The organism is Novosphingobium sp. AP12, assembly GCF_000281975.1.
Taxonomy (GTDB): Bacteria; Pseudomonadota; Alphaproteobacteria; order Sphingomonadales; family Sphingomonadaceae; genus Novosphingobium.
On the sequence record NZ_AKKE01000012.1, the window covers coordinates 20,116 to 45,578 of the forward strand.

Below are 25,463 nucleotides of genomic sequence, written 5' to 3' on the forward strand. Positions count from 1 at the left end.
AACCCAGCCTCCATGACCAGCGGCAATGCCGCCCATGACCTGCCGATCGCGATCGTCGGCGGGGGTTTCAGCGGGACGCTCCTGGCCATCAACCTGCTGCGCTACGGCGTGAAGGTCGCGCTGATCGAAAAAAGCTCGGCCCAGCTCGCCAAGGGTGTCGCCTTCGGCACGCGGCGGCCCGAGCACCTGCTCAACGTGCGCGCCTCCAACATGAGCGCTTTCCCCGACGATGCCGGCCATTTCCTGCGCTGGATGAACTTCTCGGCCACGGACGAGGCCAATCGCTTCGTGCCGCGCCTGACTTACGGCGTGTACCTTCGCGACGTGCTGGTCGAGGCGCTCGGCAAGGCGGGCAGCAACGCGCAGGTCATCAACGGCGAGGCGGTTTCGGTCGACTTCGCCGGGGAGGCCCCGCGCCTGCATCTGGCGGACGGCGAGGTGCTGGATTGCCGGTCGGTGGCGCTGGCGCTCGGCAATTTCCCGCCGGTGCCGCATCCGGTGCTGGAGGCGCTCCCGGACTCGCTCTACCGACCGGATCCGTGGGATGCGAAGGCGGTGGAGGGGCTGGCCGGGCTGGACCACGTGCTCGTCGTCGGCAGTGGGCTGACGGCAGCGGACGTGGTGCTCTCGCTGGGCAGTGCGGGCTTCGCGGGCAAGATGACGGTCCTTTCGCGCCGGGGCCTGAAGCCTCTCAGCCATGCGCCGAGCGGTCCTGTGGTGACTCCGATCTCCGACCCCGACAAGCGCGGCTCGGCGCTGGTTCGCGAGGTGCGTGAACGCGCGCGCGACGTCGGGTGGCGCGCCGCCGTCGATGCGCTGCGGCCGCATACGCAGAACATCTGGCGGCGTCATTCCGTGGAAGCGCAGGCCAGCTTCCTGCGCCACCTGCGGCCTTACTGGGACATCCACCGCCACCGCCTCGCCCCCTCTGTCGCCGAAAGGCTGGAAGCGCTGGAGACGAGCGGGCGGCTGCGCTACGTGGCGGGCCGGCTGAGCAGCGCCGAGGCGGTCGCGGGCCGCGTACTGGTATCCTACCGTCTTCGCGGCGAGGACGGGGCGGCGATGATCGAGGTGGACCGCGTCTACAACTGCGCCGGACCGGACTGCGACCTTTCCCGCGTCGACGCGCCGATCGTGCAGGACCTGCTGGCGCAAGGGCTCATCCGCAGCGACGCCCATGCCCTCGGCCTCGACGTGGACCACCTCGGCCGGGTGCGCGATGCGGGCGGCGCGGTGCAGGACCGCCTCATCGCGGTAGGCCCGATCACCAAAGGCGAGGCTTGGGAGACGGTCGCCGTACCTGATATCCGCCGCCAGGTATGGGGCCTTGCCCGCTTCCTCGCCGACGCGCACTGGGTCGGCGGCGAGGGATTGTAGCGGGCGGCGTCAGCGTACCCCGCTGACCACCCTGCGCGCCGGCTCGGGCAACGCCGCGAGGACCGCCTCGCTATCCGTGCGCGCCAGCCAGTCCGGGCTTACGTCGAGGAAGCGGATGCGCGCGTCCTCGTCCAGCGCCAGCACGGCGGGCGTGTCGATCTCGTAGCTGTTCGTGCCGAGCGTCGCGCCGATCCAGCTCTGGCCGGGGGCGACTTCGGGCCGCTCCTCGGGCAGGAACGTGATGCCGAGCGCGCGGGCCAGTGCGTAGCCGGGATCGCCCGCCACCGTGAAGCCGAGCCCGTGGCGCGCGATCAGCTCGCGGTCCACGGGCAGCTGCGCACTCACCGCGACGAGCCGCACGCCGCGCTGGGTGAGGGCGGGCAGCAGCGTCTCGTTGTAATAGGGCAGCGCGATGTTGCAGGCGGGGCAGCCGCCGAAGCGGAAGAACACCAGCACGGCAGGCCCATCGGCGAGGATCTGGTCGCGGGTCAGCTCGCGCCCGTCCTGATCGATCAGCGTGAAGGGTGTCACCGTATCGCCAAGGGCGGGCAGGGCGTTTGCATCGTGCCGCTCGATTAGTATCCGGCGCTGGGCGGCATTGCGTTCCAGCTGTTCGGGGTTCCAGGTGCGCTCGCGCTCCGCCTGCAGGGCAGCGAAGCGGTCGGTCAGGGTCTGTGTCATCCGTGTATCCTCGTCCATGCGTATGATGGACGAGGCTATGAGACGGCCTGGTGCACGACCAACGAGAAGCCCTCGAAGCGCCTTGAGATTATCGAATAAGCGCCGTCATCCCGCCAGCCCGGCCACCACCTCGCGCGCCAGTGCGGCGAGCTGGCTGGTCGGACCGTCGAGCCCCGGTGCGGTGTGGAGGATGCACGAGACGTGGGGCAGCTCGGGCAGCACGCCTTCCTCGATCGGCGCATCGCGCAGGAACAGGTTGGTACGGCAGGTGATGCCGAGCCCGGCGTCTACCGCCGCGCGCAGGGTAGTGAGGTTCGGTGTCTCCACGGTGATGCGATAGGGCCGGCCCGCATCCTCCAGCGCGCGGATGGCCGCCTCGCGGAACCGGCAAGGGGTCTCGAGCACCGCCAGCGGCACGGTGTCGAGTCGGGCGAGGTCCTCCTTGCCGAACCAGGCCATCGGCGCTGTCGTCACCGCCGCGCGGTCGCTCGCGGCGGCGAAGCCGAGCACGATGTCGAGCTGGCGCCGTTCGAGCAGGTCCATCAGTTCGGCCGTCCCGGCGACGCGCGAGTATAGCTCGGCCTCCGGGTGCAGCTCGACGAACTGCGCGAGCAGGCCGGTCAGCAGCAGCTCGGCGAAGTCCTGCACCATGCCTATCCGTGCCGGTCCCGCGAACTGGCCGTTGGTAACCGCTGCCACCGCCTCGTCGTGGAGGTCGAGCACCTTACGCGCATATTCCAGCATGAGGTCGCCATGCGCAGTGAGCGCGAGGCGCCGCCCCTCGCGGTGGAACAGCGACTGCTGGAGCAGCTCCTCCAGCCGCTTGATCTGCAGGCTCAACGCCGACTGGCTGACGAACACCCGCTCCGAGGCATGGAGCATCGAGCCCGTATCGACGATCGCCACGAAGCTGCGCAGGAGGTTCGTCGGAAGATTCACGGGCATCGGGTGGCTTTCATCGGAGGGCGTCGTTCGGAAGCTGCCATGAAGCATGAGGTATTCTCAATCAAAGTAGTAGAGATTTGAGGGAGGCAAGCAATTCTGTTGCGGTATTCCGCGGATTCGCGAGGTCTCGAACTCGCCCGGTTTCCGGCACGTCCTGCCGCCGCATGAGCGGTGGGCATGGGCAGTATAAGCATCGCCAATAGGCCGTCCAGACCTTCTCAATTGAATTAGTAGAGATTCGGGTGCCAGTTTCCGTCATCGGCAAACGAGGCCCCCGCATGTCCCGACTGAAGCACCTGACCCATCCCCTGAAGGATGCCCGCTGGCTGTCGCCGCTGCTGCTGCTGGCGGTACTGGAGGCAGGCTCGCGCAGCGGCCTGATCCCCGAGCGAACTCTCGCCGCGCCCTCCAAAGTGCTGGCGACGCTTTATGGCATGGTCGTCTCGGGCGAACTGGCGGACAACCTGTGGGTCTCGTTCCTGCGCATCGCGGCGGGCCTCGCCATCGGCGTGACCACCGGCGTTGTGCTGGCGCTGGTGGCTGGCCTTTCACGCCGGGGCGAGGTCACCGTCGACCCGCTGATGCAGATCAAGCGCACGATCCCGACCCTCGCACTGACCCCGCTGTTCATCGTCTGGTTCGGAATCGGCGAGACGCCCAAGATCGCGCTGATCGCCTTCGCCTCGATCTTCCCGGTCTACCTCAACCTCTACAGCGGCATCCGCGGCACCGACCTGCGCCTGCTGGAAAGCGCGCGGAGCCTCGGCCTCAGCCGCGCCGAGCAGGTCTGGCACGTGATCCTGCCAGGCGCGCTGCCTTCGCTGCTGGTGGGCCTGCGCTATTCGCTGTCGATCTCGGTTCTGGTGCTGGTCGTCGCCGAGCAGATCAACGCCTCTGCAGGCCTCGGCTACCTCATCAACAACGCCCGCGACTTCATGCGCACGGACATCATCCTGGTGTGCCTGATGATCTACGCCGCGCTCGGCCTCGCCGCCGACGGGCTGGTGCGCGCGATCGAACGCCGCGCGCTGGTCTGGCGCCCCGAAATCCTCGCGGCCTGAGCCGCCTCCCTCGAATTCTCCGGAAGGACGCATTCATGGACGCCCGACTGACCCAGTTTACCACTATCCCCTCGGGGCCCACCAAGCCCGAAGCCGTCGTCCGGCTGCGCGACTTCACCCGCAGCTTCGGCGCCAACACCATCATCTCCGGCCTCGACCTGGAGATCGCCGCCGGTGAGTTCGTGGTCCTGCTCGGCCGCTCGGGCTCGGGCAAGACGACGCTGCTGCGCACGCTGGCCGGGCTCGACGAGGTGACGGGCCAGGACGTGACGGTGCCGCAGTCGCGCGCCGTGGTGTTCCAGGATGCGCGGCTGCTGCCGTGGAAGAAAGTCTGGCGCAACGTCGCGCTCGGCCTGAAGAAGCGCTTGGCCCGCGCGGCGGCCGAGGACGCGCTGCAGGAGGTCGGCCTCGGCCACCGCCTCGAAGCCTGGCCGCTGACGCTTTCGGGCGGAGAGGCGCAGCGTGTAGCGCTGGCCCGTGCGCTGGTGCGTGAGCCGCAACTGCTGCTGCTCGACGAGCCCTTCGCCGCGCTAGACGCGCTGACGCGGCTCAGGATGCACGAACTGGTGCTCTCGCTGTGGCGCCGCCACCGCCCGGCGGTGATGATGGTGACCCACGACGTCGACGAGGCGATCGCGTTGGCCGACCGTGTGATCCTGCTCGATCATGGCCGCATCGTCGCCCAGGAGCGCATTACCGCGGGGCGCGGGCCCGAGCGCGCCGGAGTGGCTGCCGGCCTGCGCCAGCGCCTGCTCGACGCGCTGGGCGGGACGCTGGCGGAGAACCATGCGGCGGACGTGGTGGCGCTCCACGCGGGTGCCCGTCCGTGAATGCGCCGACGACCTTTCCCGCCGCTCCCGTGACCGACACCGCCCCGCTGCGCCGCTTCGTCGGCGAGTTCGCCGCGCTCCTGGACGAGAATGGCGACCTCGACGTGATCCTCGAACGCGGCGGCGCCCTGCTGGCGCGGCTGGTGGCCCGCGATACCTGGCTGCCCGAGGAATACGCGCGGCCCAGCCCCGAGCGCTATCAGCAGTACCTTCTCCACTGCGACAGCGCCGAGCGGTTCAGCGTGGTCTCCTTCGTCTGGGGACCGGGGCAGGCGACGCCGGTTCACGACCACCGCGTCTGGGGCCTCGTCGGCGTCCTGCGCGGCGCGGAAAAGGTGCAGAGCTTCGATTTTCGCGATTACGACGGTGCCCTCATCCAGCAGGGGCCGACCCGCGACCTGCTTGAAACCGAAGTAGAGGCGATCGACCCGCGCGAAGGCGACATCCACCGCGTCGAGAACGCGTATTCCGACCGCGTCTCCATCTCGATCCACGTCTACGGCGCCAACATCGGCGCGGTCGAGCGCGCGACCTACCGCGCTAGCGGCGAGGAGCGGCCCTTCATCTCGGGCTACGCCAATACCACCGTGCCCAACATCTGGGACGCATCGAGGAACGCATGAGCATCACCCCCCAACATGTCCGCAGCGCCCTGTTGGCGCGCCGCGAAATCGTTCTTCTGGACGTGCGTGACGAGGCCGCCTTCGCCAGTGGCCACCCGCTGTTCGCCGCGCAGATCCCGCTCGCCCGCATCGCCGCCGAAGCCGCCTGGCGCATCCCGCGCAAGGACGTCGAGGTCGTCGTCTACGACGACGGCGAGGGCCTTGCCGCCTTCGCGGTGGAGGAACTGCGCGGGCTCGGCTTCGCGCGGGTCGATCAGCTCGAGGGTGGGCTCAAGGGCTGGTCAGGTGCCGGCTATGAGCTGTTCGAGGACGTCAACAGCTACTCCAAGGCGTTCGGCGAACTGGTCGAGCATCGGCGCGGAACCCCCTCGCTTCTCGCCCCCGACGTGCAGGCCCTGATCGACGAAAAGGCCGACATCGCAATCCTCGATGCCCGCCGTTTCGAGGAATACGCGACGATGAGCATTCCCACCGGCCGCAGCGTGCCGGGCGCGGAACTCGTCCTGCGCGCCCCGCAGGCCGCACCTGACCCCGACACCACGATCATCGTCAACTGCGCGGGGCGGACCCGCTCGATCATCGGCGCGCAGTCGCTCATCAATGCCGGTGTGCCCAACCGCGTCTTCGCGCTGCGCAACGGCACGATCGGCTGGACTCTGGCCGGGCAGGAACTCGAACAGGGCCGCCAGGAAAGCGTCGAGCTTCCCGGCGATACCGACGAAGCGCGCATCCGCGCTGGCGACGTGGCCTATCGCGCCGGGGTCCGCCGCATCGACGCCGCCGCGCTGGCCGTCATCGAGGCCGAGACCCAGCGGACCCTCTACCGCTTCGACGTACGCCAGCCCGAAGCCTACGCGGCGGGCCACCTGCCGGGCTTCCGCAACGCGCCCGGCGGCCAGCTGGTGCAGGAGACCGACCATTTCGCCCCCGTGCGCGGCGCCCGCATCGTGCTCGCCGACGACCTCGGCCCGCGCGCCGACATGACCGCCTCGTGGCTCGCGCAGCTGGGCTGGGAAGTGCTGGTGCTCGAAGGGTTCGACGGCCCTCTCGAAACCGGCTCCGACGCCGCCCCGCCGCCGCGCGGGCCCGAGGGCCGCTACAAGCGCCCCTACGAGGGCACCGACAATCCGCAGGCCGCCATGCAGGCCTATCTCGACTGGGAATACGGCCTCGTCGCGCAGCTCGCGCGGGACGGCACCCACGGCTTCTTCGTCATCTGATCATCCCTGGCAGGAGTACCCACCCATGACCGTCAAGTTCATCGGCTACATCGGCTTCAACGACACCTCGGAAATCCATAATGCCGCCCGTTCGCGCGCGCTCGACCGCGCTTATGTCGACGCCGCCGCGATCGCGCAGGAGCAGGGCGGCTTCGACCGCGTGCTGATCCCGTTCGGCTCGGCCTCGCCCGAGAGCCAGATCGTCGCGGCCCATGCGGCGGCGATCACCAGCCGGCTCGGCTTTCTCGTCGCGCATCGTCCCGGCTTCACCCAGCCCACGCTCGCGGCGCGCCAGCTGGCGACGCTCGACCAGCTTTCCGGAGGCCGAGTGGCGGTGCACATCATCACCGGCGGCGCCGACGAGGAAATGGCGCGCGACGGCGACGTGAACACGCTCAAGGCCGAACGCTACCTGCGCTCGGACGAATACATCCAGGTCCTGCGCCGCGAATGGAGCGAGGCCCAGCCCTTCGACCACGCCGGGCGTTTCTACGAGGCGCGCGGCGCCTTCAGCGCGATCAAGCCCGACAACCTGCCGGTGTTCTTCGGCGGCTCGTCTCCTGAGGCCATCGAGGTCGCCGGCCGCCATGCCGATGTCTATGCGCTTTGGGGCGAGACGCTGGACCAGGTCGGCGAAGCCGTCCGCACCGTCCGTCACGCCGCGGCGCAGCACGGCCGCAGCCCCGGCTTCTCGCTCTCGCTGCGCCCGGTGATCGCCGACACCGAGGAAGCCGCCTGGAAGAAGGCCGACGCCATCGTCGAGCAGGTCCGGGCCAACCGCGAGGCCGCCGGACTGCCGATCACCGACCACCGCCCGCCCAACGCCGGCTCGCTGCGCCTGCTCGAGACCGCGCAGTCGCAGCGCCGCGATACCCGCCTGTGGACCGGCGTCGCCCAGCTCACCGGCGCGGCGGGCAATTCCACCGGCCTCGTCGGCACACCCGAGCAGGTCGCCGACGCGCTGCTGGAATATTACGACATCGGCATCGACCACTTCCTCATCCGCGGTTTCGAACCGCTCGCCGACTCCATCGACTACGGCCGCGAGCTGATCCCGCTGGTCCGCGAGAAGGTGGCCCGCCGCGAGGAGCAGAAGATCGCGCTGGCGAGCTGAGTCCTACCGGCATTTTCCGCCCAACCCATTGGCAGAACTCACCTTTCGATCAGTCCTTCGCATTGGTTGACCGCTTCGCCCGCACTTAGACTGAGGGCTCCAGAGAAGAGAGGAAAACAGCAATGGCCACTTCCGCCACCACATTCGACACCGCCACCACCGGCCTGGTGTTCCGGCCCGTCCAGCCTTCGCACGGAGCCGAGATCGAGGGCATCGACCTGTCGAAACCGCTCACCGACGAACTGCGCGCCGCGATCCGGGCGGCGGTGCTCAAGTACAAGGTCGTGTTCTTCCGCGACCAGTCGCTCGACGATGCCAGCCAGGCCGCGTTCGCTGCGAACTTCGGGCCGCTCTACACCCACCCGACCACGCGGCACGACACGGCAAACAAGGAAGTCCACGCGATCGCGGCGAAGTACGACCGCGAGTACGAGAAGAAGCTTGGCCGCAAGCTCAAGGCGGGCGACGCCTATCACACCGACACCAGCTGGCGCCTGGTGCCGACCTGGGGCGCGGTGCTGCGCGACGTGAACCTGCCCGAAGTCGGCGGCGACACCATCTGGGTCGATGCGAACCTCGCCTACGAGACGCTGCCGGAGGAATTGAAGCAGCGCCTCGAGGGCAAGTACGTGACGCATGACTTCACGGACTCGCTGGAACTGTCGGGCCACGAATATCCGATCGTGGCGCACAAGGTCGTGCGCACTCACCGCGAGACGGGGCAGAAAATCCTCTGGGTCAATTTCCAGCAGCAGCCGCAGATCCTCGGCATTGAGCTGGCCGAAAGCCGCGAACTGCTCGACGAGGTGCTGCGTCAGTACAAGCGGCCTGACGTGCAGGCGCGCTTCTCGTGGCGGCCGGGCACGGTGGCGTTCTGGGACAACCGGGCGGCGGTACACTATGCGGTGCGCAACTACGGCGACTTCCCGCGCGAGCTGCACCGCATCCTGATCGCCGACGAACCCCTCTGGACGGACCTCTGATTGATGATTGCAAGGCGTAACCTGCTTGCCGGATTGACCACGACTTTTGCCCTCGCCGCTTGCGGCGGGGGCAAAGGCGCGGATGCCAGGACCTTGCGCGTCGGCAGCCAGAAGGGCGGCACCAAGTCGTTGATGCTGGCCTCCGGCGCACTGGACGGCGCGCCCTATACGGTGGAGTGGTCGGAGTTTCCCGCCGCGCAGAACCTGCTGGAGGCGCTCGGCAGCGGGGCGATCGATACCGGCATCGCCGGCGATGCACCGTTCCAGTTCGCCTACCAGGCCGGCAGTCCGATCAAGGCGATCGGCGCGCAGGCCCCGCAGGAGCGCGAGCCCGGCGCCATCGCGCTGGTTGTCCCCGCCGCTTCGCCCATCCGCGACGCGAAAGGGCTCAAGGGCCGCCGCATCGCCACCACGCGGGGCAGCGTCGGCCATTACCTGCTGCTGCGCGCGCTGCTTTCGGCGGGGCTCGGCGCGAAGGACGTGACGACGGTGTTCCTCTCGCCCAGCGACGCGCGGGCAGCGCTGCAGACCGGCGCCGTCGATGGCTGGTCGACCTGGCAGCCCTACGTCGCCGCGGCGCTGGCCGAGGGCGACCGCATCGCCGTCGACGGACGCGGCCTCGCGCAGGGCTATGGCTTTGACATCGCCCACGACAGCGCGATTGCGGACAAGCGGCCACTGCTCGACGACTTCCTCAAGCGGGAGGCCAAAGCGCTGGAGTGGGCGAACAGCCACATCGAGCAGTTCTCGAAAGTGCTCGCCCACGAGACGGGCCTGCCGCTGCCCATCGCCCGCGAGTTCGCCGGTCGCGGTGGCCGTTTGCCGGTGCCCATCGACGCCGCGCTGGTCGCGCGCCAGCAGGTGGTGCTCGATACCTTCCGCCGGTTCGGCGAAGTGAAGGCCGACCGGCCGCTAAAGGACGCATTCGTCCTGGCGTGAGGTCGCTACGTTGTCTTCGGCCTGACCGGGGACGACGGCTGCCGGGGCTGTGCGGAGGCCGTCATCTCGATCAAGCAAAACTTGAGAGTGGACGACCGATATCAATTTCTACCAAATTGGTAGACATGCCATCAGGGCGCGGACACAAACAGTTCCGGGGACCCAAATTCCGTGAAAATCCTGAAGTTCGTTGCTCTTGTCGCAAGTGTTTCCTTCCTACCCTTCGCCGCCCATGCCGAGGACGCCGCTGCTGACGCGGGTGCCGCTGCGGATGCCGAAGGCGGTGCCATCATCGTGACCGGGGCGCGGGGGCAGGTGCAGCGGTCGGTGGCGGACAGCCCGGTGCCGGTCGACGTGATCGGGCCGCAGGAGCTGAAATCGACCGGGCGCACCGGGCTCAAGGAAATCCTGGGCAACATCATCCCCTCGCTGACGATGCCGGCGCTGGGCGGCGGCGGTACTTCGGCGAGCGTGCGGCCGATCTCGATCCGCGGGCTCTCGGGCGACTACGTGCTGGTGCTGGTCAACGGCAAGCGTCGCCACACGACCTCGCTCATCAACAACCTCTCGCGCATCTCGGGCGGCTCCACCCCGGTCGACATCGATCTCATCCCCACCAGCGGCGTCGGCCGCATCGAGGTGCTGCGCGACGGGGCGGCGGCACAGTACGGGTCGGACGCGATCTCGGGCGTCATCAACGTGATCCTCGACGATTCCGCCACCGGCGGCGACCTATCGCTGACCGGCGGTTCGCTCTATTCCAAGGGCGGAGAACTGGCGCAGGTCTCAGCATCCTACGGTACCCGGCTGGGCGATGACGGCGGCTTCGTCCGCTTCGCTCTGGAGGCCAAGTACCACGACCGCGCCAAGTCCTCGGCCGAGCCGATCCCCTACATCTATCCGCTGGTGAACGGCCAGCCCGACCCGCGTGAAGCGAGCGCCGACCACCTCATCGCCGGAGGCTATGGCCGCTCGAACCGGGACAAGATCGTCAACACCAGCTACAATGCCGAACTGCCGCTGGGCGAGGACACCACGCTCTATTCGTTCTCGACGCTGAGCTACCGCGACATCAAGGACGCGCGCGGCGCCTCGGTCGCCGCCGCTACAGGCTTCGGGGGGCAGGCCAATACGCAGGGCGCCTCGGTGCTGCCGCAGATCTATCCGGGCGGCTTCCAGGCCTATCGCCGGATCAAGGAGTGGGACTACCAGGCCGCGCTCGGCGTGCGCACGGCGCTGGCGGGCTGGGACTTCGACCTCTCGACCTCCTACGGCAAGGACAACGTCGAACTGGGCGCCGAGAACACGCTCAACCCCTCGCTCGGGCCGACCAGCCCGACCGACTTCTTCATGGGCCGCCAGAAACAGGACCTGTGGGTCACTAACCTCGACGTCAGCCGCGCCTACGACATCGGCCTCGCCAAGCCGCTCAACGTCGCATTCGGCGCCGAATATCGCTGGGAGCGCTTCCAGAACATCGCCGGGGAGCCCGACAGCTACCGCGATGGCGGCTACGTGATCCCGGTCGACGACACCCCGTTCGGGCAGCTCTACGGCGGCCGTTCGCCCTCGCCGGGGCTGGTGTCGTTCACCGGCACGTCGCCGGCCGACGAGACCAGCCTCAGCCGCAACAACCTCGCCGCCTATCTCGACCTGTCGACCGACGTGACGCCGGGATGGTTCGTCGGGGTCGCAGGTCGGTTCGAGCATTATTCGGACAGCGCCGGGGACACCTTCAGCGCCAAGGCCTCGACCCGGATCGAGCTGGCGCCGGGCCTCGCGCTGCGCGGCGGCGTCAACACCGGCTTCCGCGCTCCGTCGCTGGCGCAGACCGGGTTCTCGACCACGCAGAACACGGTGACGGTGATCGGCGACGAGCGGGTGCTGACGGTCTCGAAGTTCTTGCCGGTCAACAGCGCGGCGGCGCAGGCGCTGGGGGCGAGCCCGCTCAAGCCCGAGAAGTCGCTCAACTTCACCGCCGGCGTGACCTATGAAAGCGGGCCGCTGCGTTTGACCATCGACGCCTACCAGATCCGCATCGACGACCGGATCGTCAAGACCGAGTTCCTCGGTACGGCGTCCAACGGCGGCGCTGCGATCAAGTCCATCCTCGAGGCCAACGGGGTAGACGACGTGGACAGCGCGCAGTTCTTCACCAACGCCATCGACACCCGCACCCGCGGCGTGGACGTGGTGGGCGAATATACGCTCGACACGTCGGCGGCAGGCACCTTTCGGCTGAGCGCGGCCTACAGCTACAACAAGACCAAGATCCTGCACGTCATCGATAACCCGCCCGAACTGAGCGACCTCAACGTCACGCTGTTCGGGCGCCAGGCGCAGCGCGACCTCGTCGCCGCGACGCCGCGTTCGAAAGTGGTGCTGACGACCAACTGGTCGTCCAGCCCGGTGCGCGCGCTGGTCCGCGCCACCCGCTACGGCGAGTACACCGAGTCCAGCAACGTCGCCGCATCCGACCGTACCTTCGGCGCCCGGTGGATCGCCGACGCCGAGATCGGTTACCAGCTGACCGAGGCGCTGGATCTGTCGGTGGGGGCAAACAACCTGTTCGACACTTACCCCGAGAAGAACGGCGCGGTCGCGTTCGACGGGTCGGGGCTATATGGCGGTTTCGCGCCCTTCGGTCTCAGCGGCGGGTTCTATTACGCGCGGGTGGGGCTGAAGTTCTAGGCCCGTCGTCCCCGGCTCGACCGGGGACCGCTGGCCGGGCCGGGCGAATTACAGGCTGGGCGCGAGAGTGCGGTCGGCTATCGGCGAGGCATCGCCTCAAGGGTACGCAGAGGTCCCCGCCTTCGCGGCGACGACGGCGGTCGGAAAGGCGTCCCGCTCGCGCAGCAGCGCCTCGACCACCGCGTGGCTGCGTTCGTCGTCGACGTCGATGGCCTGCGATCCGTCGTGCAGCACCACCGGCAGGATGCGCAGGCCCAGCCGCGCCGAGACGCGGGCCATGGCGGCGGCGAGGCTCACCGCTCGCAGGCGCAGGAGCACGAGGTCGATCAGCCCGAACGCACGCAGCACCCGCCAAGCGTTGCCGGCAAAGCGGCCGCCGCCGCGGAACACCTCGGCCGCGTGCAGCGCCTCGGGTCCGGCGACGGCGTAGAGGTTGCAGCTGGCATAGGCGTCGTCGGAGAACTCGTGGAAGCGGATGGCGCGGTCCGGGTTCACCGCGAGCACCGAGCCGCGGGTGGCCATGGCGACGGCGACTTCCGCCTTGCTGCCCTCCAGCGCCGCCAGCATCGCGTCTATCGAGCCGGGGCTGAGCAACGCATGGTCGGCAGTGGTGACGAGCAGAGGGCCTTCCCAGCCCTCCGCCGCCGCCATCACGCTGTCGACAAGGTTGGCGCGCGCCTCCACCAGCTTGACGATGCCGCGTCCGGGAAGCTGCGACAGCACGTCGAACAGCCCGTCGAACGCCTCGCGCTCGACCGATATGGCAAGGCTCTCGACGGCCGGATGGAGCGCCGCGATCTGCAGCACATGGGCGACCAGCGGCCGCCCCGCGAGCGGGACAAGGCAGCGGTGCGACATGCCGAAGCGGCGGGCGAGGGCGTCCGCGCCGGCGCTCCCGCCGGCGAGCACGATCACCCGCAGCGGCAGTCCCGCAACCATCCCGCCCGGCGGGATCGGCGGAGACCCATTTCGCGTCGTCTTGTCCATGGTCGGCCCTTTTGGGCGCGCGATGTGACGGCGGCATGAAAGGTAAGGATTTTCCCGGGAAGCGAAACGGGTCGGGCTGGGCGCGGCCGTCGCGGCGCACCTGGCCCCCGCGTCCCTCGTCCTCACCCCGCCTCCGGCGCGATTTGCTCTGTCCCGCACAAGGCCCTCGTGGCAAGAGGGCCGATAACACTTCGGGTAGGCAGGAATACGATGGGACGCGAGACGGTACCGACAGGCGCGGGCTCCGCCAAGGAACTCACGCTGCGGGGCATCGCGCTGGGCGGGGCGATCACGCTGCTGTTCACGGCGGCCAACGTCTATCTCGGCCTCAAGGTCGGGCTGACTTTCGCGACCTCGATCCCGGCGGCAGTGATCTCGATGGCGATCCTGCGCGGGTTCAAGGACTCGACGATCTGGGAAAACAACATCGTCCAGACCGTGGCGAGCGCGGCGGGGACGCTGGCGGCGATCATCTTCGTGCTGCCCGGCCTCGTCATGATCGGCTGGTGGCAGGGCTTCCCCTACTGGACCACCGCCGCGATCACCGGCACCGGCGGTATCCTCGGCGTGCTGTTCTCGGTGCCGCTGCGCCGCGCGCTGGTGGTCGACACTCCGCTTCCCTACCCCGAAGGCCACGCCGCCGCCGAAGTGCTGCGCGTCGGTTCGGGCTCGCGCGAGGGGGCGGAGGAAAGCGCCAAGGGCCTCTCGGTGCTGGTGTGGAATTCGATCGCGTCCGCTGGCTTCGCGATCCTGACGCAGACGCGCCTCGCGGTTGGCGAGGCTTCCGTGTGGTTCCGCACCGGGTCGGGCGCGACCGGGATTTCGGGCGGCCTCTCGTTCGCGCTGCTGGGCGTCGGGCATCTGGTCGGTCTCTCGGTCGGCATGGCGATGTTCCTCGGTCTGGCCGTCGGCTGGTGGGTGCTGCTGCCGATCCTGACCGCGCAGGCCCCGCAGGCGGGCGACATCGGCGCCTGGGCGGGGAGCGTCTTCTCCTCGCAGGTGCGCTTTTTCGGCGCGGGCGTGATCGGCGTCGCGGCGGTGTGGACCCTGCTGCGGATCGCCGGACCTGTCGTGGGCGGTATACGCTCCGCCATGGCCGCCAGCCGGGCGCGCCACTCCGGCGAGGCGCTGGCGCTGGAGGAGCGCGACCTGCCGATCACCGCCGTCGCGCTGGGCGCGCTGGCGATGCTGGTGCCGATCGCGATCCTGCTCTGGAGCGTCATCGCGGGCGGCCCACTCGCGGGCAGCGAAGTGGTTCTGATCGCGGGCGCGGTGGTCTTCGTTGTGGTGTTCGGCCTCTTGATCGCGGCGGTCTGCGGCTACATGGCGGGCCTCATCGGCGCGTCGAACTCACCGGTGTCGGGCATCGGCATCCTCTCGGTGGTCGCGGCCTCGCTCATGCTGGTCGGCCTGTTCGGACGCGAGCAGGGCGCGGGCACGACCGAGGCGCTGGTCGCCTATGCGCTGATCGTGACGGGCATCGTGTTCGGCGTGGCGACGATCTCGAACGACAACCTGCAGGACCTCAAGACCGGCCAACTGGTCGGCGCGACGCCGTGGAAGCAGCAGGTCGCGCTGATGATCGGCGTGGTGTTCGGCTCGCTGGTGATCCCGCCGGTGCTCGACCTCCTGAACACCGCCTTCGGCTTCGCCGGGACCCCAGGCGCCGGACCCAACGCGCTGCCCGCCCCGCAGGCGGCGCTGATCTCGTCGCTGGCCAAGGGCGTGCTCGGCGGCGACCTCAACTGGACGATGATCGGCTGGGGCGCGGCCGCCGGCGTGGTCTTCGTCGCGCTGGACGAGGTTCTTGGCGCCCTGGGCAAGCTGCGCCTGCCGCCGCTGGGCGTGGGCATCGGCATCTACCTGCCGATGAGCGCGATCCTGCCCGTGGTCATCGGCTCCGTCATCGGCCGCCTCTACGAAGGCTGGGCCGACCGGCGCGCCGACCCCGAGTTCGCCCGCCGCATGGGCGTGCTGACCGCCACCGGCCTCATTGTCGGCGAGAGCCTGTGGGGCGTGACTTTCGCCGGCATCGTCGCCGCATCGGGCAGCGACGCCCCGCTGGCGCTGGTGGGCCAGGGCTTCGCCGGGTTCGCGCTGGTGGGCGGCACCGTGCTGTTCCTCGCGCTGACCGCGCTGCTCTACCGCCGCACGCAGCGGCTGGTGGGCTGAGGCTTGGTCAGAGCCGGTCGAACACCGAGCCCATGCGCGGGCTGAACAGGCGCTCGTAGGTCTTGAGCAGGTGCGTGTCGGTCATCGCGGAGATGTAGTCGCAGATGACGCGCGGGTCGGCGCCGCGCTCCAGCCGCGCGCATTCGTCGCGGGGGAGCAGGCGCGACGGGTCCGCCGCCAGCGCCTCGTAGACCGCGACGACCATTGCCTGGCCCTTGAACTCGAGCTGCTGGACTTCGGGGCTGCAGATCACCTCGCGCACAACGAAGCCCTGCAGTGCGTCGAGGAAATCGCGCCGAGGACCGTTTAGCGCCACCCGCCAGCGCAGCAGCGGCTCGCGGAAGCCCTTCTTCTCGGCGTAGGCCGCGCCGGTGAGGAAATGGTGGACCATGCGGCTGACGAAGCGCTTGCGGCCGTTGGCCTCGCCGAACAATCCGTCGACCATGATCTCGAACACGTTGTTCTCGCTCTCGCCCGGGTACTTTTCCTTGAGCGCGTCGAGGAACGAGGCGCAGCGCCCGTCCATGGCGGCGGCGAAGGCGTCCTTCGTGACCAGCCCGAGCGCAATGGCGTCCTCAAGGTCGTGGACGCCGTAGGCGATGTCGTCGGCGACATCCATGATCGTGCAGTCAAGCGACTTGTGCAGCGTGCGGGAGTGCTTGCCGGGGACCTGTTCCAGTGTCTGAAACCTGTCGCGCTCGGACGGGGAGAGGGGGCTGAGGATCCAGTCGACCACGTCCTGTTCACTGTCGAAATGGCACTTGGGCGGCTTGCAGGCCCTGGGGTTGAGGACGCGGATCGTCGAGGGGCCGTCGAGCAGTTTCGGCACGATTTCCGGGTTGCGGGCGGCGGACCAGGCCACCGGGTACTTGAGCACGCCGAGCATCGTGCGGCGGCACAGGTTGGCGCCCGCGTTGGCGGAGAAGCTCTCCAGCCGGGCGAGGATGCGCAGGGTCTGGCCGTTGCCCTCGAACCCGCCGTGGTCCCTCATGCAGTAGTTGAGCGCCACTTCGCCGCCGTGCCCGAACGGGGGATGGCCGAAGTCGTGGGTGCAGCCGATGGCGTGGATCAGGCTGCGGTCGGGCAGCAGCGCGGTCGCCGTGTGATCGGGGAAGGACTTGGCGAGCTGGCGCGAGAGGCCCCCGGCGATCTGCGCGACTTCGAGGCTGTGGGTCAGGCGGGTGCGGTAGAAGTCGCTGTCGCCGAGGTTGAGGATCTGCGTCTTGCCCTGGAGCCGCCGAAACGAGGCCGAGTGGATGACGCGGGCATAGTCGATGTCGCCGTCCTCGCGGGCGTCCTCGGCCTGCGGGTTCCAGTTCTCGCGGCGCGCCTGCCAGCTCATGTTGTCACCATGCCCCGGCTATTCCAGTTGCCGGGCGAATGGGCAAGGGCAGTGGACTATTATAGCGTGACGCCGCGCTTCCAGATGCCGATGGCGCGTTCGTCGTTGCTTTCGTTGCGCGCGGGCTCGCCGCTGGCGATGGCGACGATGCGGTCGAGCAGCACCTCGGCCGCGGCCTCCATGCCGATGTCGAGGACCATGCCCGCGTCGAAGTCGATCCAGCCCGGTTTGTGCTGGGCCAGCGCGCTGTTCGACGCGATCTTGAGCGTCGGCACGGGGCTGCCGAGCGGGGTGCCGCGCCCGGTCGAGAACAGGGTGATGGTCGCCCCTGCTGCCGCCAGCGCGGTGGTGGAGACGGCGTCGTTGCCCGGCGCTTCCAGCACGGTCAGGCCGTTCGTCGACAGCCGCTCGCCGTAGCCGATGACGTCGTGGATCGCCGCGAGGCCGCCCTTCTGCACGGCGCCGAGCGACTTTTCCTCCAGCGTCGTGATGCCGCCGGCGATGTTGCCGGGGCTGGGGTTCTCCGACACCGGCTCGCCGTGATCGATGAAGTAGCGCTTGAACGAGTTGACCAGCGCGGAGAGCTTGTCGAACACCTCGCGGCTGGTGGCGCGTTCCAGCAGCAGCGTCTCGGCGCCGAAGATCTCGGGAATTTCGGTGAGGATCGCGGCGCCGCCCGCCTGCGTCACCGCGTCGGCCATGAGGCCGATCAGCGGGTTCGCGGTCAACCCGCTCATCGCGTCCGAGCCGCCGCACTTGACGCCGAGGCGCAGTTTCGAAAGCGGCACGTCCTCGCGCCTGTCCCCGGCCATCACGCCGAGCAGTTCGGCGATGAGCTTTTCACCGGCAGCGAACTCGTCGCCCTCCGACTGGGCGCGCAGCACGCGGAGGCGGCCCCGCCGCTCCTCGGGAATGCGCGTCAGGAGCGCGTCGAGCTGGTTGGATTCGCAGCCCAGCCCCAGCAGCAGCACACCGCCGGCATTGGGGTTCAGCGCCAGCGAGGCGAGGATCGCCGCCGTCCCGTCAAGGTCGGCGCCGAGCTGCGAGCAGCCGAACGGATGGTTGAAGGCGTTCACCGCATCGACGCCGGGCGAGGCCATCGCGTTGCCCTTCTGCGCCAGCCGTTCGCCCAGCCGGCCGACGCAGCCGACCGTGGGGAGAATCCAGAGCTCGTTGCGGGTGCCGACGCTGCCGTCGGGGCGGACGTAGCCCTTGAAGGTGCGGACTGGCCGCGCATCGTCCTGCGCCACGTCGGCCTGCGCCCCGGCGAAGGCATAGACCCGCTCGCCCGCCAGCGCGGTCTTCACGTTGTGGACGTGGACATGCTCGCCCACCGCGATGTCGCGGGTGGCGAGCCCGATCGGCGCGCGGTAGCGGCGCACGGGAGCGCCCGCCGCGATCGGCGCGACGGCGAACTTGTGACCCCGGCCCACGGCGTCGAGCAGATGCACGACCTGACCGCCCACATTCACATCCTCACCCGCTTCGAGCGGGCGCAGGGCGACGGCCACGTCGTCTTCGAGGGACGTGCGGATGGCGACGGGCGGGGCGGCGACAGGGGCAGTGAGAGTTTCGACCATGGCCACCGAATACAAGATTGCCAGCGCTGGCACAACTGGGTAATCGTCGCCCCGCGCCAAGGAGTCCCCCACCCATGCCCAAGCTTTCGCTGCACCCCGACCGCCTGTTTCCCGCCGACCCGGCTACGCGCGCCATCGCCCGCGCGCTCTACGCGGAAGTGGCCGACGCGCCGATCATCAGCCCGCACGGGCACACCGACCCGGAGTGGTTCGCGACCGATGCGCCGTGGTCGAACGCGACCGAGCTGCTGCTGGCGCCGGACCATTACCTGTTCCGCATGCTCTATTCGCAGGGGGTCGCGCTGGATGATCTGGGCGTGCCCCGGCGCGGCGGCGTGCTTCCCGCGACCGACCCGCGCGACGCCTGGCGGCTGTTCGCCTCGAACCGCCACCTGTTCCGGGGTACGCCGTCGAGCATGTGGCTCGACCACGTCTTCGCCGAAGTGTTCGGCTTCGGCGTCGCGCTGGATGCGGGCACGGCCGACCTTTACTACGACTCGATCGGCGAGGCGCTGGCCTCGCCCGCGTTCCGGCCCCGCGCGCTGTTCAAGCGGTTCAACATCGAACTGCTCGCCACCACCGAAGGCGCGGGCGACGACCTCAAGCACCACAAGGCGATTCAGGCTTCCGGCTGGAAGGGCAGGGTCGTCACCACCTATCGCCCCGACTCGGTGATCGATCCCGAGCACGACAGCTTCATTCGCGACCTTGCCCGCTTCGCCGACCTGTCGGGTGAAAATATCGACAGCTGGACCGGCTACCTCGCCGCGCACCGCAAGCGCCGCGCCGACTTCCGCGCGATGGGCGCGACGGCGACCGACCACGGCTTCCTCACCGCGCGTACGGCCAACCTTTCGGTGCCGGAATGCGAGACGCTGTTCGCCAAGGTCATGGGCGGCAGGGCCGACGCCGACGAGGCCGAGCTGTTCCGCGCGCAGATGCTCACCGAAATGGCGCGCATGAGCCTGGATGACGGCATGACCATGCAGATCCACCCCGGTGCCACGCGCAACCACAACGCCGGGCTGTTCGAGAGCCACGGCCGTGACAAGGGCGCCGACATCCCGCGCGGCACGGAATACGTTGAGGCGCTGCGCCCGATGCTCGACCTGTTTGGCAACGAGCCGAACCTCACGGTCATCCTCTTCACGCTCGACGAGACGACCTATTCGCGCGAACTGGCGCCGCTGGCGGGGCACTATCCGTGCCTCAAGCTGGGCCCTTCCTGGTGGTTCCACGACAGCCCGGAAGGCATGCGCCGCTTCCGCGAGATGACCACCGAGACCGCCGGTTTCTACAACACCGTCGGCTTCAACGACGACACCCGCGCCTTCCTTTCGATCCCGGCGCGTCACGACGTCGCCCGCCGCATCGACTGCGGGTTCCTCGCCCGCCTCGTCGCCGAGCACCGGCTCGAGGACTGGGAGGCCGCCGAACTGGTGCAGGAACTGACCACGGGGCTGGTGCGCAAGGCTTACGGACTCGAGGCTCCGGTGCGCGTGGTGGAACCGGCATGACGCGGCTCTCGCAAGACGCGCTGGATACCCTGCACGCCGGGATCGCTCGGCCGCAGTACGACCGGAGCGCGGTGAAGCCGGGCGTCGTCCATTTCGGGCCGGGCGCGTTCCACCGAGCGCATCAGGCGGCGGCGTTCGACACGCTGCTGGCGCAGGACCCTCGCTGGGGGCTGACGGGCGTGAGCCTCAATTCGCGCGGGGTCGCCGATGCGCTCGATCCGCAGGACGGGCTCTACACGCTCGCGCTGCTGGAAGAGCAGGTCGAATACCGCGTCATCGGCGCGGTCGGCCGGGTGCTGACGAAGGACGATCCTGCCGCGATACTCGGCGCCCTGGCCCATGCCGACACGCGTATCATCAGTTCCACCGTGACAGAGAAGGGCTACTGCCTGGACGGCCAGGGCGTGCTGGACTTTGCGCATCCCGCGATCCGCGCAGACCTCGAAGCCTCGCGCTCCGAAGGTTGGGTGCCCGGCTCCTTCACCGGCTGGCTGGTGCGCGGGCTGCAGGCGCGGCGTCTCGCGGGACGGCAGGGCGTGACCGTGCTTTCGTGCGACAACCTCACCGACAACGGCCGCAAGCTTGAGGCGGCGACGATCGCGCTGGCCGAGGCGATCGACCCCGAGACCGCGCGCTGGATCGCGGACCGCGTGACTTTCCCCAACGCGATGGTCGATTCCATCACCCCCGCGACCGACGACGCCCTGCGCCAGCGGATCGCCGCCGCGACCGGGCTCGAGGACGCCTGGCCGATCCAGCGCGAGCGCTTCACGCAATGGGTGATCGAGGACCGTTTCGCCGGGGAACGCCCCGCGCTGGAACTGGCCGGCGTGACGTTCGCGGGCGAGGTGCGGCCGTTCGAGACCGCCAAGCTGCGGCTGCTCAACGGGGCCCATTCCTCGCTCGCCTACATCGGGCTCGGGCGCGGGCAAGAGACGGTGGCCGAGGCGATGGCGGACCCCGAACTCGCCGGTTTCGCGGAGCGGCTGATGCGCGAAGATATCGCGCCTTCGGTCACCGCGCCGCCGGGGCTCGACCTGCCGGGCTACATCTCGGACGTGCTGGCGCGCTTCGCCAATCCGGCGATCCGGCACCTGTTGTCGCAGATAGCCTGGGACGGCTCGCAGAAGCTGCCTTACCGGCTGCTCGACACGGTGCGCGATGCGCTGGCGGCGGGGCGCCCCGTCGAGCGGCTGGCGCTGCCGATCGCCGCATGGCTGCGCTTCCTGGATCGCGCCGCGCGCGGCGGACAGGCGATCACCGATCCGATGGCCACGGCCTTGCTGGGGCGGGCGGGCGACTGGCGCAGCGTCGTTGCGATGCGCGAGATCTTCGGTGACCTTGGTAGCGACGAGCGCTTCCTTCGCGCGGTCGAAGGCGGTCTGGCGGCTCTGGAAGCCGGACGGCTGGAGCCGCTGCCAGCCTGAGTTCAGGTGGGCGCCGGCCCGGTGGTTTCCGCCGCCACGATCTCAAGCGCCGCCTGGAAAGGCGGCGGCGGTTCGCGTCCCTCGATCCGGGCGATGAGCTGCTCCGCCGCCGCTGCCGCCATCTCGCCGAAGGGGCGCAGAACCGAGGTCAGCGCGGGGGTGAGCATGCGCGTCAGGATGCTGCCGTCGAAGCCGACCACGGACAATTCGGAGGGCACCGCGATCCGCCGCCGCGCCGCGACCTTGAGCACGCCGGCGGCCATGATGTCGTTGGCCGCGAAGATGCCGGTCGGCCGCCCGCGCAGGCCCAGCAGATGCTCGGCTGCGGTAACACCCGAGGGGAAATCGTAATCGCCCGGAGCCTCGGCCACTTCCGCCCCGCCGTGCCGCGACACTTCCTCAAGGAAGCCGAGGCGCCGCTGCTGGGCGGAGGACACGTCGGCAGGGCCGTTGACGATGCCGAGCCGCCGGTGGCCGAGGCCGAGCAGGTGCCGCGCCACCAGCGCCCCGGCTTCGCGCTCGTTGCTGACAATCGAGCCGGTGAAGCCGTCGATGGGCACCGAGGACAGCGCCACGGCCGGAACCTGCGCTTCGCCCAGCGCGGCGGCGAGGCCGTCGAGGCCCGAGATCGGCGGCAGCACCACCAGCCCGTCCACGCGCGAGCGCTCGACGAAGGCGAGCACGTCCGCGATCGCCGCGTCCGGCTGTACGGGGGTGGGGTGGACGATCACCTCGTAGCCACGCGCCGCCGTCAGGGCGACGATGCCGCGCTGGATGGAATCGAGCACCAGCGCGTTGCGGTCGTTGTGGATCAGCCCGATCAGGAACGAGCGGCGCATCGCGAGGCCCCGCGCGCGCAGGCTGGGCCTGAAGCGCAGCTTCGCGATCGCCGCTTCGATGCGCAGGCGCGTCTCCGCGTTCACCTTGGGCGACTTGTTGAGCACGCGCGAGACGGTGCGGATCGACACGCCAGCCGCCGCCGCCACATCGTCGATCGTGGGCTCGCCTTCGCGTTGTCTACCGGGGGGAGGCTGCATCGCGCTATCTCTATGGCATGGCGCCGCACGATCAAGCGCGGCGGTTGTACACGCGCACGTTTCCCGGCGACCTCGTATTTGCGGTTGACACCGGTATCCGTGATGATAGCGGTATCACAAATCAACAACCAAGGGTGAGATGCATGAAGTTCGATCGCCGAGAAGCTATGACCGCCGCCTTGGGTGCAGCATCGCTCGCGGCCGTTCCCGGCTCGGCGACGGCGGCCGCGAAGGTCGCTGGCCCCACCGCGAAGCCGGCATCTGGCGCCGCGACGGCTTACCGCCGGGGCTTCGACGACCAGCGCATCGCGGACCTCGGCAACGGCACGTTCCTCAACCCGCTGATGGCGGGCGACCATCCCGACCCCTCGATCATGCGGGACGGGAAGGACTACTACATGACCTTCTCGACCTTCGATTCCTATCCGGGGCTGATCGTCTGGCATTCGCGCGACCTGCTGAACTGGCAGCCGATCACGGCGGCGCTGACGAAGAACGTCGGCGCGGTCTGGGCGCCGGACATCTGCAAGCACGGCAATCGCTACTTCATCTACTTCCCCGCCAAGGCCAGCCCCAACGCCAACTACGTGATCTGGGCGGACCGCATCGAAGGCCCGTGGAGCGATCCTATCGACCTCGGCCTGCCCGACCACATCGACCCCGGGCATGCCGTGGGCGAGGACGGATCGCGCTGGCTGTTCCTCTCGGGCGGCGACCGCATCCGCCTGAGCGAGGACGGGCTATCCACCGTCGGCAAGGTGGAGCACGTCTACGACCCCTGGCACTATCCCGACGACTGGGACGTCGAAGGCTTCTCGCCCGAAGGCCCCAAGGTCATGCGGCGGGGGGACTATTTCTACATCATCACGGCCGTGGGCGGCACTGCCGGCCCGCCGACCGGGCACATGGTGATCGCGGCACGATCGAAGTCGATCAACGGCCCCTGGGAGAACTGCCCGCACAACCCGATCGTGCGCACAACCGACTTGGCCGAAAAGTGGTGGTCGCGCGGCCATGCCACCCTGTTCGAAGGGCCGGGCGGGGACTGGTGGTCGGTCTACCACGGCTACGAGCGCGACTTCTGGACGCTGGGACGCCAGACCCTGCTCGATCCCGTGACATGGACCGCCGACGGCTGGTTCCGCATGGAGGGCGGCGACCTCTCGGCGCCGATCGCCGCGCCGAAAGGCGGCAGCAAGTCCGGCCCGCAAGGACTGCCGCTGTCGGACGACTTCACCACCCTCGAACTCGGTCGGCGCTGGAACTTCTTCAAGCCCTCCGCCGACGAGAAGAAGCGGGCTCGGGTTGCGGACAAGTGCCTGCACCTGACCGCCAGCGGCACGGCGCCGGTCAACTCCTCGCCGCTGCTGCTCATCGCGGGCGATCAGGCATACGAATTCCAGTGCGAGATCGAGATCGATCCCGGCACCACGGCGGGGCTGCTGCTGTTCTACGACCAGCAGCTCTATTGCGGCCTCGGCTTCGACGAGAGCAAGTTCGTCACCCACCAGTACGGTATGGAGCGTGGCCGTCCCGCCAACCCCCATGGCCGCAAGATGCTGATGCGGGTGCGCAACGACCGCCATATCGTCTCCTTCCACACGAGCGGAGACGGCGGCCAGACCTGGAAACGCTTCGATCGCGGCATGGAAGTATCGGGCTACCACCACAATGTGCGCGGCGGTTTCCTGATGCTGCGGCCGGGTCTCTATTCGGCGGGCAAGGGCGAGGCCCGGTTCCGCAAGTTCACCTTCCGCGCGCTTTGAAGGATCGGCTGACATGACTTCGTTCGATACCGCAACCATGCTCCCCGCCGACTGGCGCGAAGGGACGTTCCTTGGCCGCCTCGACCTTGGCGAAGGCCCGACGCCGGTGCTGCTCGGCGGCGGCATGGCCTATGACATGAGCCACGCAGCGCCCACCGTCGCGGACCTCGTCGACGCGGGCGCCTGCGATCCGGCCCGCGGCACGGTGCTCGGAGCCGCAGAGGACGTGCTGGCGCGCGCGGTGCTGCTCAGCCCGGTCGACCTCCAGTGCATCAAGGCAGCGGGCGTGACGTTCGCGGTCTCAGCGCTAGAGCGCGTCATCGAGGAACGCGCGCGCGGCGACGCGGACCAGGCGCAGGCGGTGCGCGGCGGGCTGGAGGAGCGCATCGGCGGCTCGATCCGCTCGGTCGTTCCCGGCTCGCCCGAAGCGGCGGCGCTTAAGGCGGCGCTGATCGAGGACGGCATGTGGTCGCAGTATCTGGAGGTCGCGATCGGCCCCGATGCCGAGATATTCACCAAGGCACCCGTGCTGGCGACGGTGGGCTCGGGCGCGGCGGTCGGCGTGCGTTCGGACTCGCACTGGAACAACCCGGAGCCGGAGATCGTCCTGCTATCCGACCGGAACGGCAAGGCGGTGGGCGCGGCGCTCGGCAACGATGTCAACCTGCGCGATTTCGAAGGCCGCTCGGCGCTGCTGCTGGGCAAGGCCAAGGACAACAACGCCTCGTGCTCGATCGGCCCGTTCGTGCGCCTGTTCGACGAGAGCTACACCATCGCCGACGTCGAAAGCGCGAAAGTGCTGCTGCGCATCGAAGGGCCGGAAGGCTTCCTGCTCGAAGGCGAAAGCCGCATGTCCGAGATCAGCCGCCCGCCGCTTGACCTGCTGAGCCAGGCCTTCAGCGAGCACCAGTACCCTGACGGCATCGTGCTGTTCCTCGGCACGCTGTTCGCGCCCACGCAGGACCGCGACGCCCCCGGCCGCGGCTTCACGCACAAGGTCGGCGACGTGGTCACCATCTCCAGCGAGCGGCTCGGCACACTGGTCAACCCCGTCGCCACCTCGCGCGATTCGCCGGCCTGGGAGACGGGCATCTCCGCGCTCTACCGGAACCTCGCCGCGCGCGGACTGGTCGGCCCGAAAGCCACCCCGTTCGCCGGCTGAACCTGATTT

Annotated in this window: 20 protein-coding genes; 14 read left to right on the forward strand and 6 right to left on the reverse strand. The window is 69.1% G+C overall.

Annotation, left to right across the window (positions count from 1 at the left end):
- Positions 1-12: 12 nt before the first annotated feature.
- Positions 13-1,377, forward strand: a complete 1,365-nt coding sequence (locus PMI02_RS02815) for an FAD/NAD(P)-binding protein (RefSeq protein WP_007678424.1) — start codon at positions 13-15, stop codon at positions 1,375-1,377.
- A gap of 9 nt (positions 1,378-1,386) precedes the next feature.
- On the opposite strand, the gene PMI02_RS02820 is transcribed toward PMI02_RS02815, so the two are convergent.
- Positions 1,387-2,058 (reverse strand): peroxiredoxin-like family protein, encoded by a 672-nt coding sequence (locus PMI02_RS02820; RefSeq protein WP_007678427.1) that lies wholly within the window; start codon positions 2,056-2,058, stop codon positions 1,387-1,389.
- Positions 2,059-2,163: 105 nt separating this feature from the next.
- Positions 2,164-3,003, reverse strand: a complete 840-nt coding sequence (locus PMI02_RS02825) for a LysR substrate-binding domain-containing protein (RefSeq protein WP_036501966.1) — start codon at positions 3,001-3,003, stop codon at positions 2,164-2,166.
- Positions 3,004-3,281: 278 nt separating this feature from the next.
- Here PMI02_RS02825 and PMI02_RS02830 point away from each other — a divergent pair, with 278 nt between their 5' ends.
- From PMI02_RS02830 to PMI02_RS02865, 8 genes are all read left to right on the forward strand, one after another.
- Positions 3,282-4,064: an ABC transporter permease gene (locus PMI02_RS02830; protein ID WP_007678433.1), complete on the forward strand. Its 783-nt coding sequence runs from the start codon at positions 3,282-3,284 to the stop codon at positions 4,062-4,064.
- 35 nt (positions 4,065-4,099) lie between these two features.
- Positions 4,100-4,894 (forward strand): ABC transporter ATP-binding protein, encoded by a 795-nt coding sequence (locus PMI02_RS02835; protein WP_007678438.1) that lies wholly within the window; start codon positions 4,100-4,102, stop codon positions 4,892-4,894.
- Entirely contained in the window at positions 4,891-5,517 is a 627-nt protein-coding gene (locus PMI02_RS02840; RefSeq protein ID WP_007678440.1) for a cysteine dioxygenase, read from the forward strand. The genes PMI02_RS02835 and PMI02_RS02840 overlap by 4 nt, the downstream gene beginning before the upstream one ends.
- Entirely contained in the window at positions 5,514-6,737 is a 1,224-nt protein-coding gene (locus PMI02_RS02845) for a rhodanese-like domain-containing protein (protein WP_007678442.1), read from the forward strand. The genes PMI02_RS02840 and PMI02_RS02845 overlap by 4 nt, the downstream gene beginning before the upstream one ends.
- A 25-nt stretch (positions 6,738-6,762) precedes the next feature.
- Positions 6,763-7,851: an LLM class flavin-dependent oxidoreductase gene (locus tag PMI02_RS02850; RefSeq protein WP_007678444.1), complete on the forward strand. Its 1,089-nt coding sequence runs from the start codon at positions 6,763-6,765 to the stop codon at positions 7,849-7,851.
- A 122-nt stretch (positions 7,852-7,973) separates the two neighbouring features.
- On the forward strand, positions 7,974-8,834 hold the full coding sequence (locus PMI02_RS02855; RefSeq protein WP_007678446.1) for a TauD/TfdA family dioxygenase: 861 nt from the start codon (positions 7,974-7,976) through the stop codon (positions 8,832-8,834).
- A 3-nt stretch (positions 8,835-8,837) separates the two neighbouring features.
- Positions 8,838-9,773 carry an ABC transporter substrate-binding protein gene (locus PMI02_RS02860; protein ID WP_007678448.1) on the forward strand — a complete coding sequence of 312 codons (936 nt, stop codon included), beginning with the start codon at positions 8,838-8,840 and terminating at the stop codon, positions 9,771-9,773.
- A 171-nt stretch (positions 9,774-9,944) separates the two neighbouring features.
- Entirely contained in the window at positions 9,945-12,464 is a 2,520-nt protein-coding gene (locus tag PMI02_RS02865) for a TonB-dependent siderophore receptor (RefSeq protein ID WP_007678450.1), read from the forward strand.
- A gap of 96 nt (positions 12,465-12,560) precedes the next feature.
- Here PMI02_RS02865 and PMI02_RS02870 read toward each other — a convergent pair whose 3' ends face one another.
- A complete protein-coding gene (locus PMI02_RS02870) occupies positions 12,561-13,451 on the reverse strand; it encodes a nucleotidyltransferase family protein (RefSeq protein WP_007678452.1) in 891 nt (296 codons plus the stop codon).
- A gap of 210 nt (positions 13,452-13,661) precedes the next feature.
- Between PMI02_RS02870 and PMI02_RS02875 the strand changes: the two genes are divergently transcribed.
- Positions 13,662-15,623, forward strand: a complete 1,962-nt coding sequence (locus tag PMI02_RS02875) for an OPT family oligopeptide transporter (protein WP_007678454.1) — start codon at positions 13,662-13,664, stop codon at positions 15,621-15,623.
- A gap of 7 nt (positions 15,624-15,630) precedes the next feature.
- On the opposite strand, the gene PMI02_RS02880 is transcribed toward PMI02_RS02875, so the two are convergent.
- Together PMI02_RS02880 and PMI02_RS02885 are read right to left on the reverse strand one after the other, a co-directional pair.
- Positions 15,631-16,965, reverse strand: coding sequence for an anti-phage deoxyguanosine triphosphatase (locus PMI02_RS02880; protein WP_007678456.1), 1,335 nt, complete (start codon positions 16,963-16,965; stop codon positions 15,631-15,633).
- 59 nt (positions 16,966-17,024) lie between these two features.
- The gene (locus tag PMI02_RS02885; protein WP_007678459.1) at positions 17,025-18,545 is read right to left on the reverse strand and encodes a UxaA family hydrolase; all 1,521 of its coding nucleotides are present in this window, start codon (positions 18,543-18,545) and stop codon (positions 17,025-17,027) included.
- A 74-nt stretch (positions 18,546-18,619) separates the two neighbouring features.
- On the opposite strand from PMI02_RS02885, the gene uxaC reads away from it, so the two are divergent.
- Positions 18,620-20,062: a glucuronate isomerase gene (gene uxaC / locus PMI02_RS02890; protein WP_007678461.1), complete on the forward strand. Its 1,443-nt coding sequence runs from the start codon at positions 18,620-18,622 to the stop codon at positions 20,060-20,062.
- The gene (locus PMI02_RS02895) at positions 20,059-21,489 is read left to right on the forward strand and encodes a mannitol dehydrogenase family protein (protein ID WP_007678464.1); all 1,431 of its coding nucleotides are present in this window, start codon (positions 20,059-20,061) and stop codon (positions 21,487-21,489) included. Before uxaC ends, PMI02_RS02895 begins: the two co-directional genes overlap by 4 nt.
- A gap of 2 nt (positions 21,490-21,491) precedes the next feature.
- Here PMI02_RS02895 and PMI02_RS02900 read toward each other — a convergent pair whose 3' ends face one another.
- Complete coding sequence (locus PMI02_RS02900) at positions 21,492-22,526, reverse strand: LacI family DNA-binding transcriptional regulator (RefSeq protein ID WP_007678465.1); 1,035 nt, start codon at positions 22,524-22,526, stop codon at positions 21,492-21,494.
- Between the two features lie 143 nt (positions 22,527-22,669).
- Here PMI02_RS02900 and PMI02_RS02905 point away from each other — a divergent pair, with 143 nt between their 5' ends.
- A complete protein-coding gene (locus tag PMI02_RS02905) occupies positions 22,670-24,292 on the forward strand; it encodes a family 43 glycosylhydrolase (protein ID WP_007678466.1) in 1,623 nt (540 codons plus the stop codon).
- Positions 24,293-24,305: 13 nt separating this feature from the next.
- Entirely contained in the window at positions 24,306-25,454 is a 1,149-nt protein-coding gene (locus PMI02_RS02910) for a fumarylacetoacetate hydrolase family protein (protein WP_007678467.1), read from the forward strand.
- Positions 25,455-25,463 lie beyond the last annotated feature (9 nt).

Excerpts from the sequence above, each read along its gene's own strand:
- PMI02_RS02820 (WP_007678427.1), bottom strand. The coding sequence starts at position 2,058 with ATGACACAGACCCTGACCGACCGCTTCGCTGCCCTGCAGGCGGAGCGC.
- PMI02_RS02875 (WP_007678454.1), top strand. The coding sequence starts at position 13,662 with ATGGGACGCGAGACGGTACCGACAGGCGCGGGCTCCGCCAAGGAACTC.
- PMI02_RS02885 (WP_007678459.1), bottom strand. The coding sequence starts at position 18,545 with ATGGTCGAAACTCTCACTGCCCCTGTCGCCGCCCCGCCCGTCGCCATC.
- PMI02_RS02910 (WP_007678467.1), top strand. The coding sequence starts at position 24,306 with ATGACTTCGTTCGATACCGCAACCATGCTCCCCGCCGACTGGCGCGAA.
- PMI02_RS02825 (WP_036501966.1), bottom strand. The coding sequence starts at position 3,003 with ATGCCCGTGAATCTTCCGACGAACCTCCTGCGCAGCTTCGTGGCGATC.
- PMI02_RS02895 (WP_007678464.1), top strand. The coding sequence starts at position 20,059 with ATGACGCGGCTCTCGCAAGACGCGCTGGATACCCTGCACGCCGGGATC.
- PMI02_RS02835 (WP_007678438.1), top strand. The coding sequence starts at position 4,100 with ATGGACGCCCGACTGACCCAGTTTACCACTATCCCCTCGGGGCCCACC.
- PMI02_RS02845 (WP_007678442.1), top strand. The coding sequence starts at position 5,514 with ATGAGCATCACCCCCCAACATGTCCGCAGCGCCCTGTTGGCGCGCCGC.
- PMI02_RS02855 (WP_007678446.1), top strand. The coding sequence starts at position 7,974 with ATGGCCACTTCCGCCACCACATTCGACACCGCCACCACCGGCCTGGTG.
- uxaC (WP_007678461.1), top strand. The coding sequence starts at position 18,620 with ATGCCCAAGCTTTCGCTGCACCCCGACCGCCTGTTTCCCGCCGACCCG.
- PMI02_RS02830 (WP_007678433.1), top strand. The coding sequence starts at position 3,282 with ATGTCCCGACTGAAGCACCTGACCCATCCCCTGAAGGATGCCCGCTGG.
- PMI02_RS02815 (WP_007678424.1), top strand. The coding sequence starts at position 13 with ATGACCAGCGGCAATGCCGCCCATGACCTGCCGATCGCGATCGTCGGC.
- PMI02_RS02880 (WP_007678456.1), bottom strand. The coding sequence starts at position 16,965 with ATGAGCTGGCAGGCGCGCCGCGAGAACTGGAACCCGCAGGCCGAGGAC.
- PMI02_RS02870 (WP_007678452.1), bottom strand. The coding sequence starts at position 13,451 with ATGGACAAGACGACGCGAAATGGGTCTCCGCCGATCCCGCCGGGCGGG.
- PMI02_RS02860 (WP_007678448.1), top strand. The coding sequence starts at position 8,838 with ATGATTGCAAGGCGTAACCTGCTTGCCGGATTGACCACGACTTTTGCC.
- PMI02_RS02905 (WP_007678466.1), top strand. The coding sequence starts at position 22,670 with ATGAAGTTCGATCGCCGAGAAGCTATGACCGCCGCCTTGGGTGCAGCA.
- PMI02_RS02850 (WP_007678444.1), top strand. The coding sequence starts at position 6,763 with ATGACCGTCAAGTTCATCGGCTACATCGGCTTCAACGACACCTCGGAA.
- PMI02_RS02900 (WP_007678465.1), bottom strand. The coding sequence starts at position 22,526 with ATGCAGCCTCCCCCCGGTAGACAACGCGAAGGCGAGCCCACGATCGAC.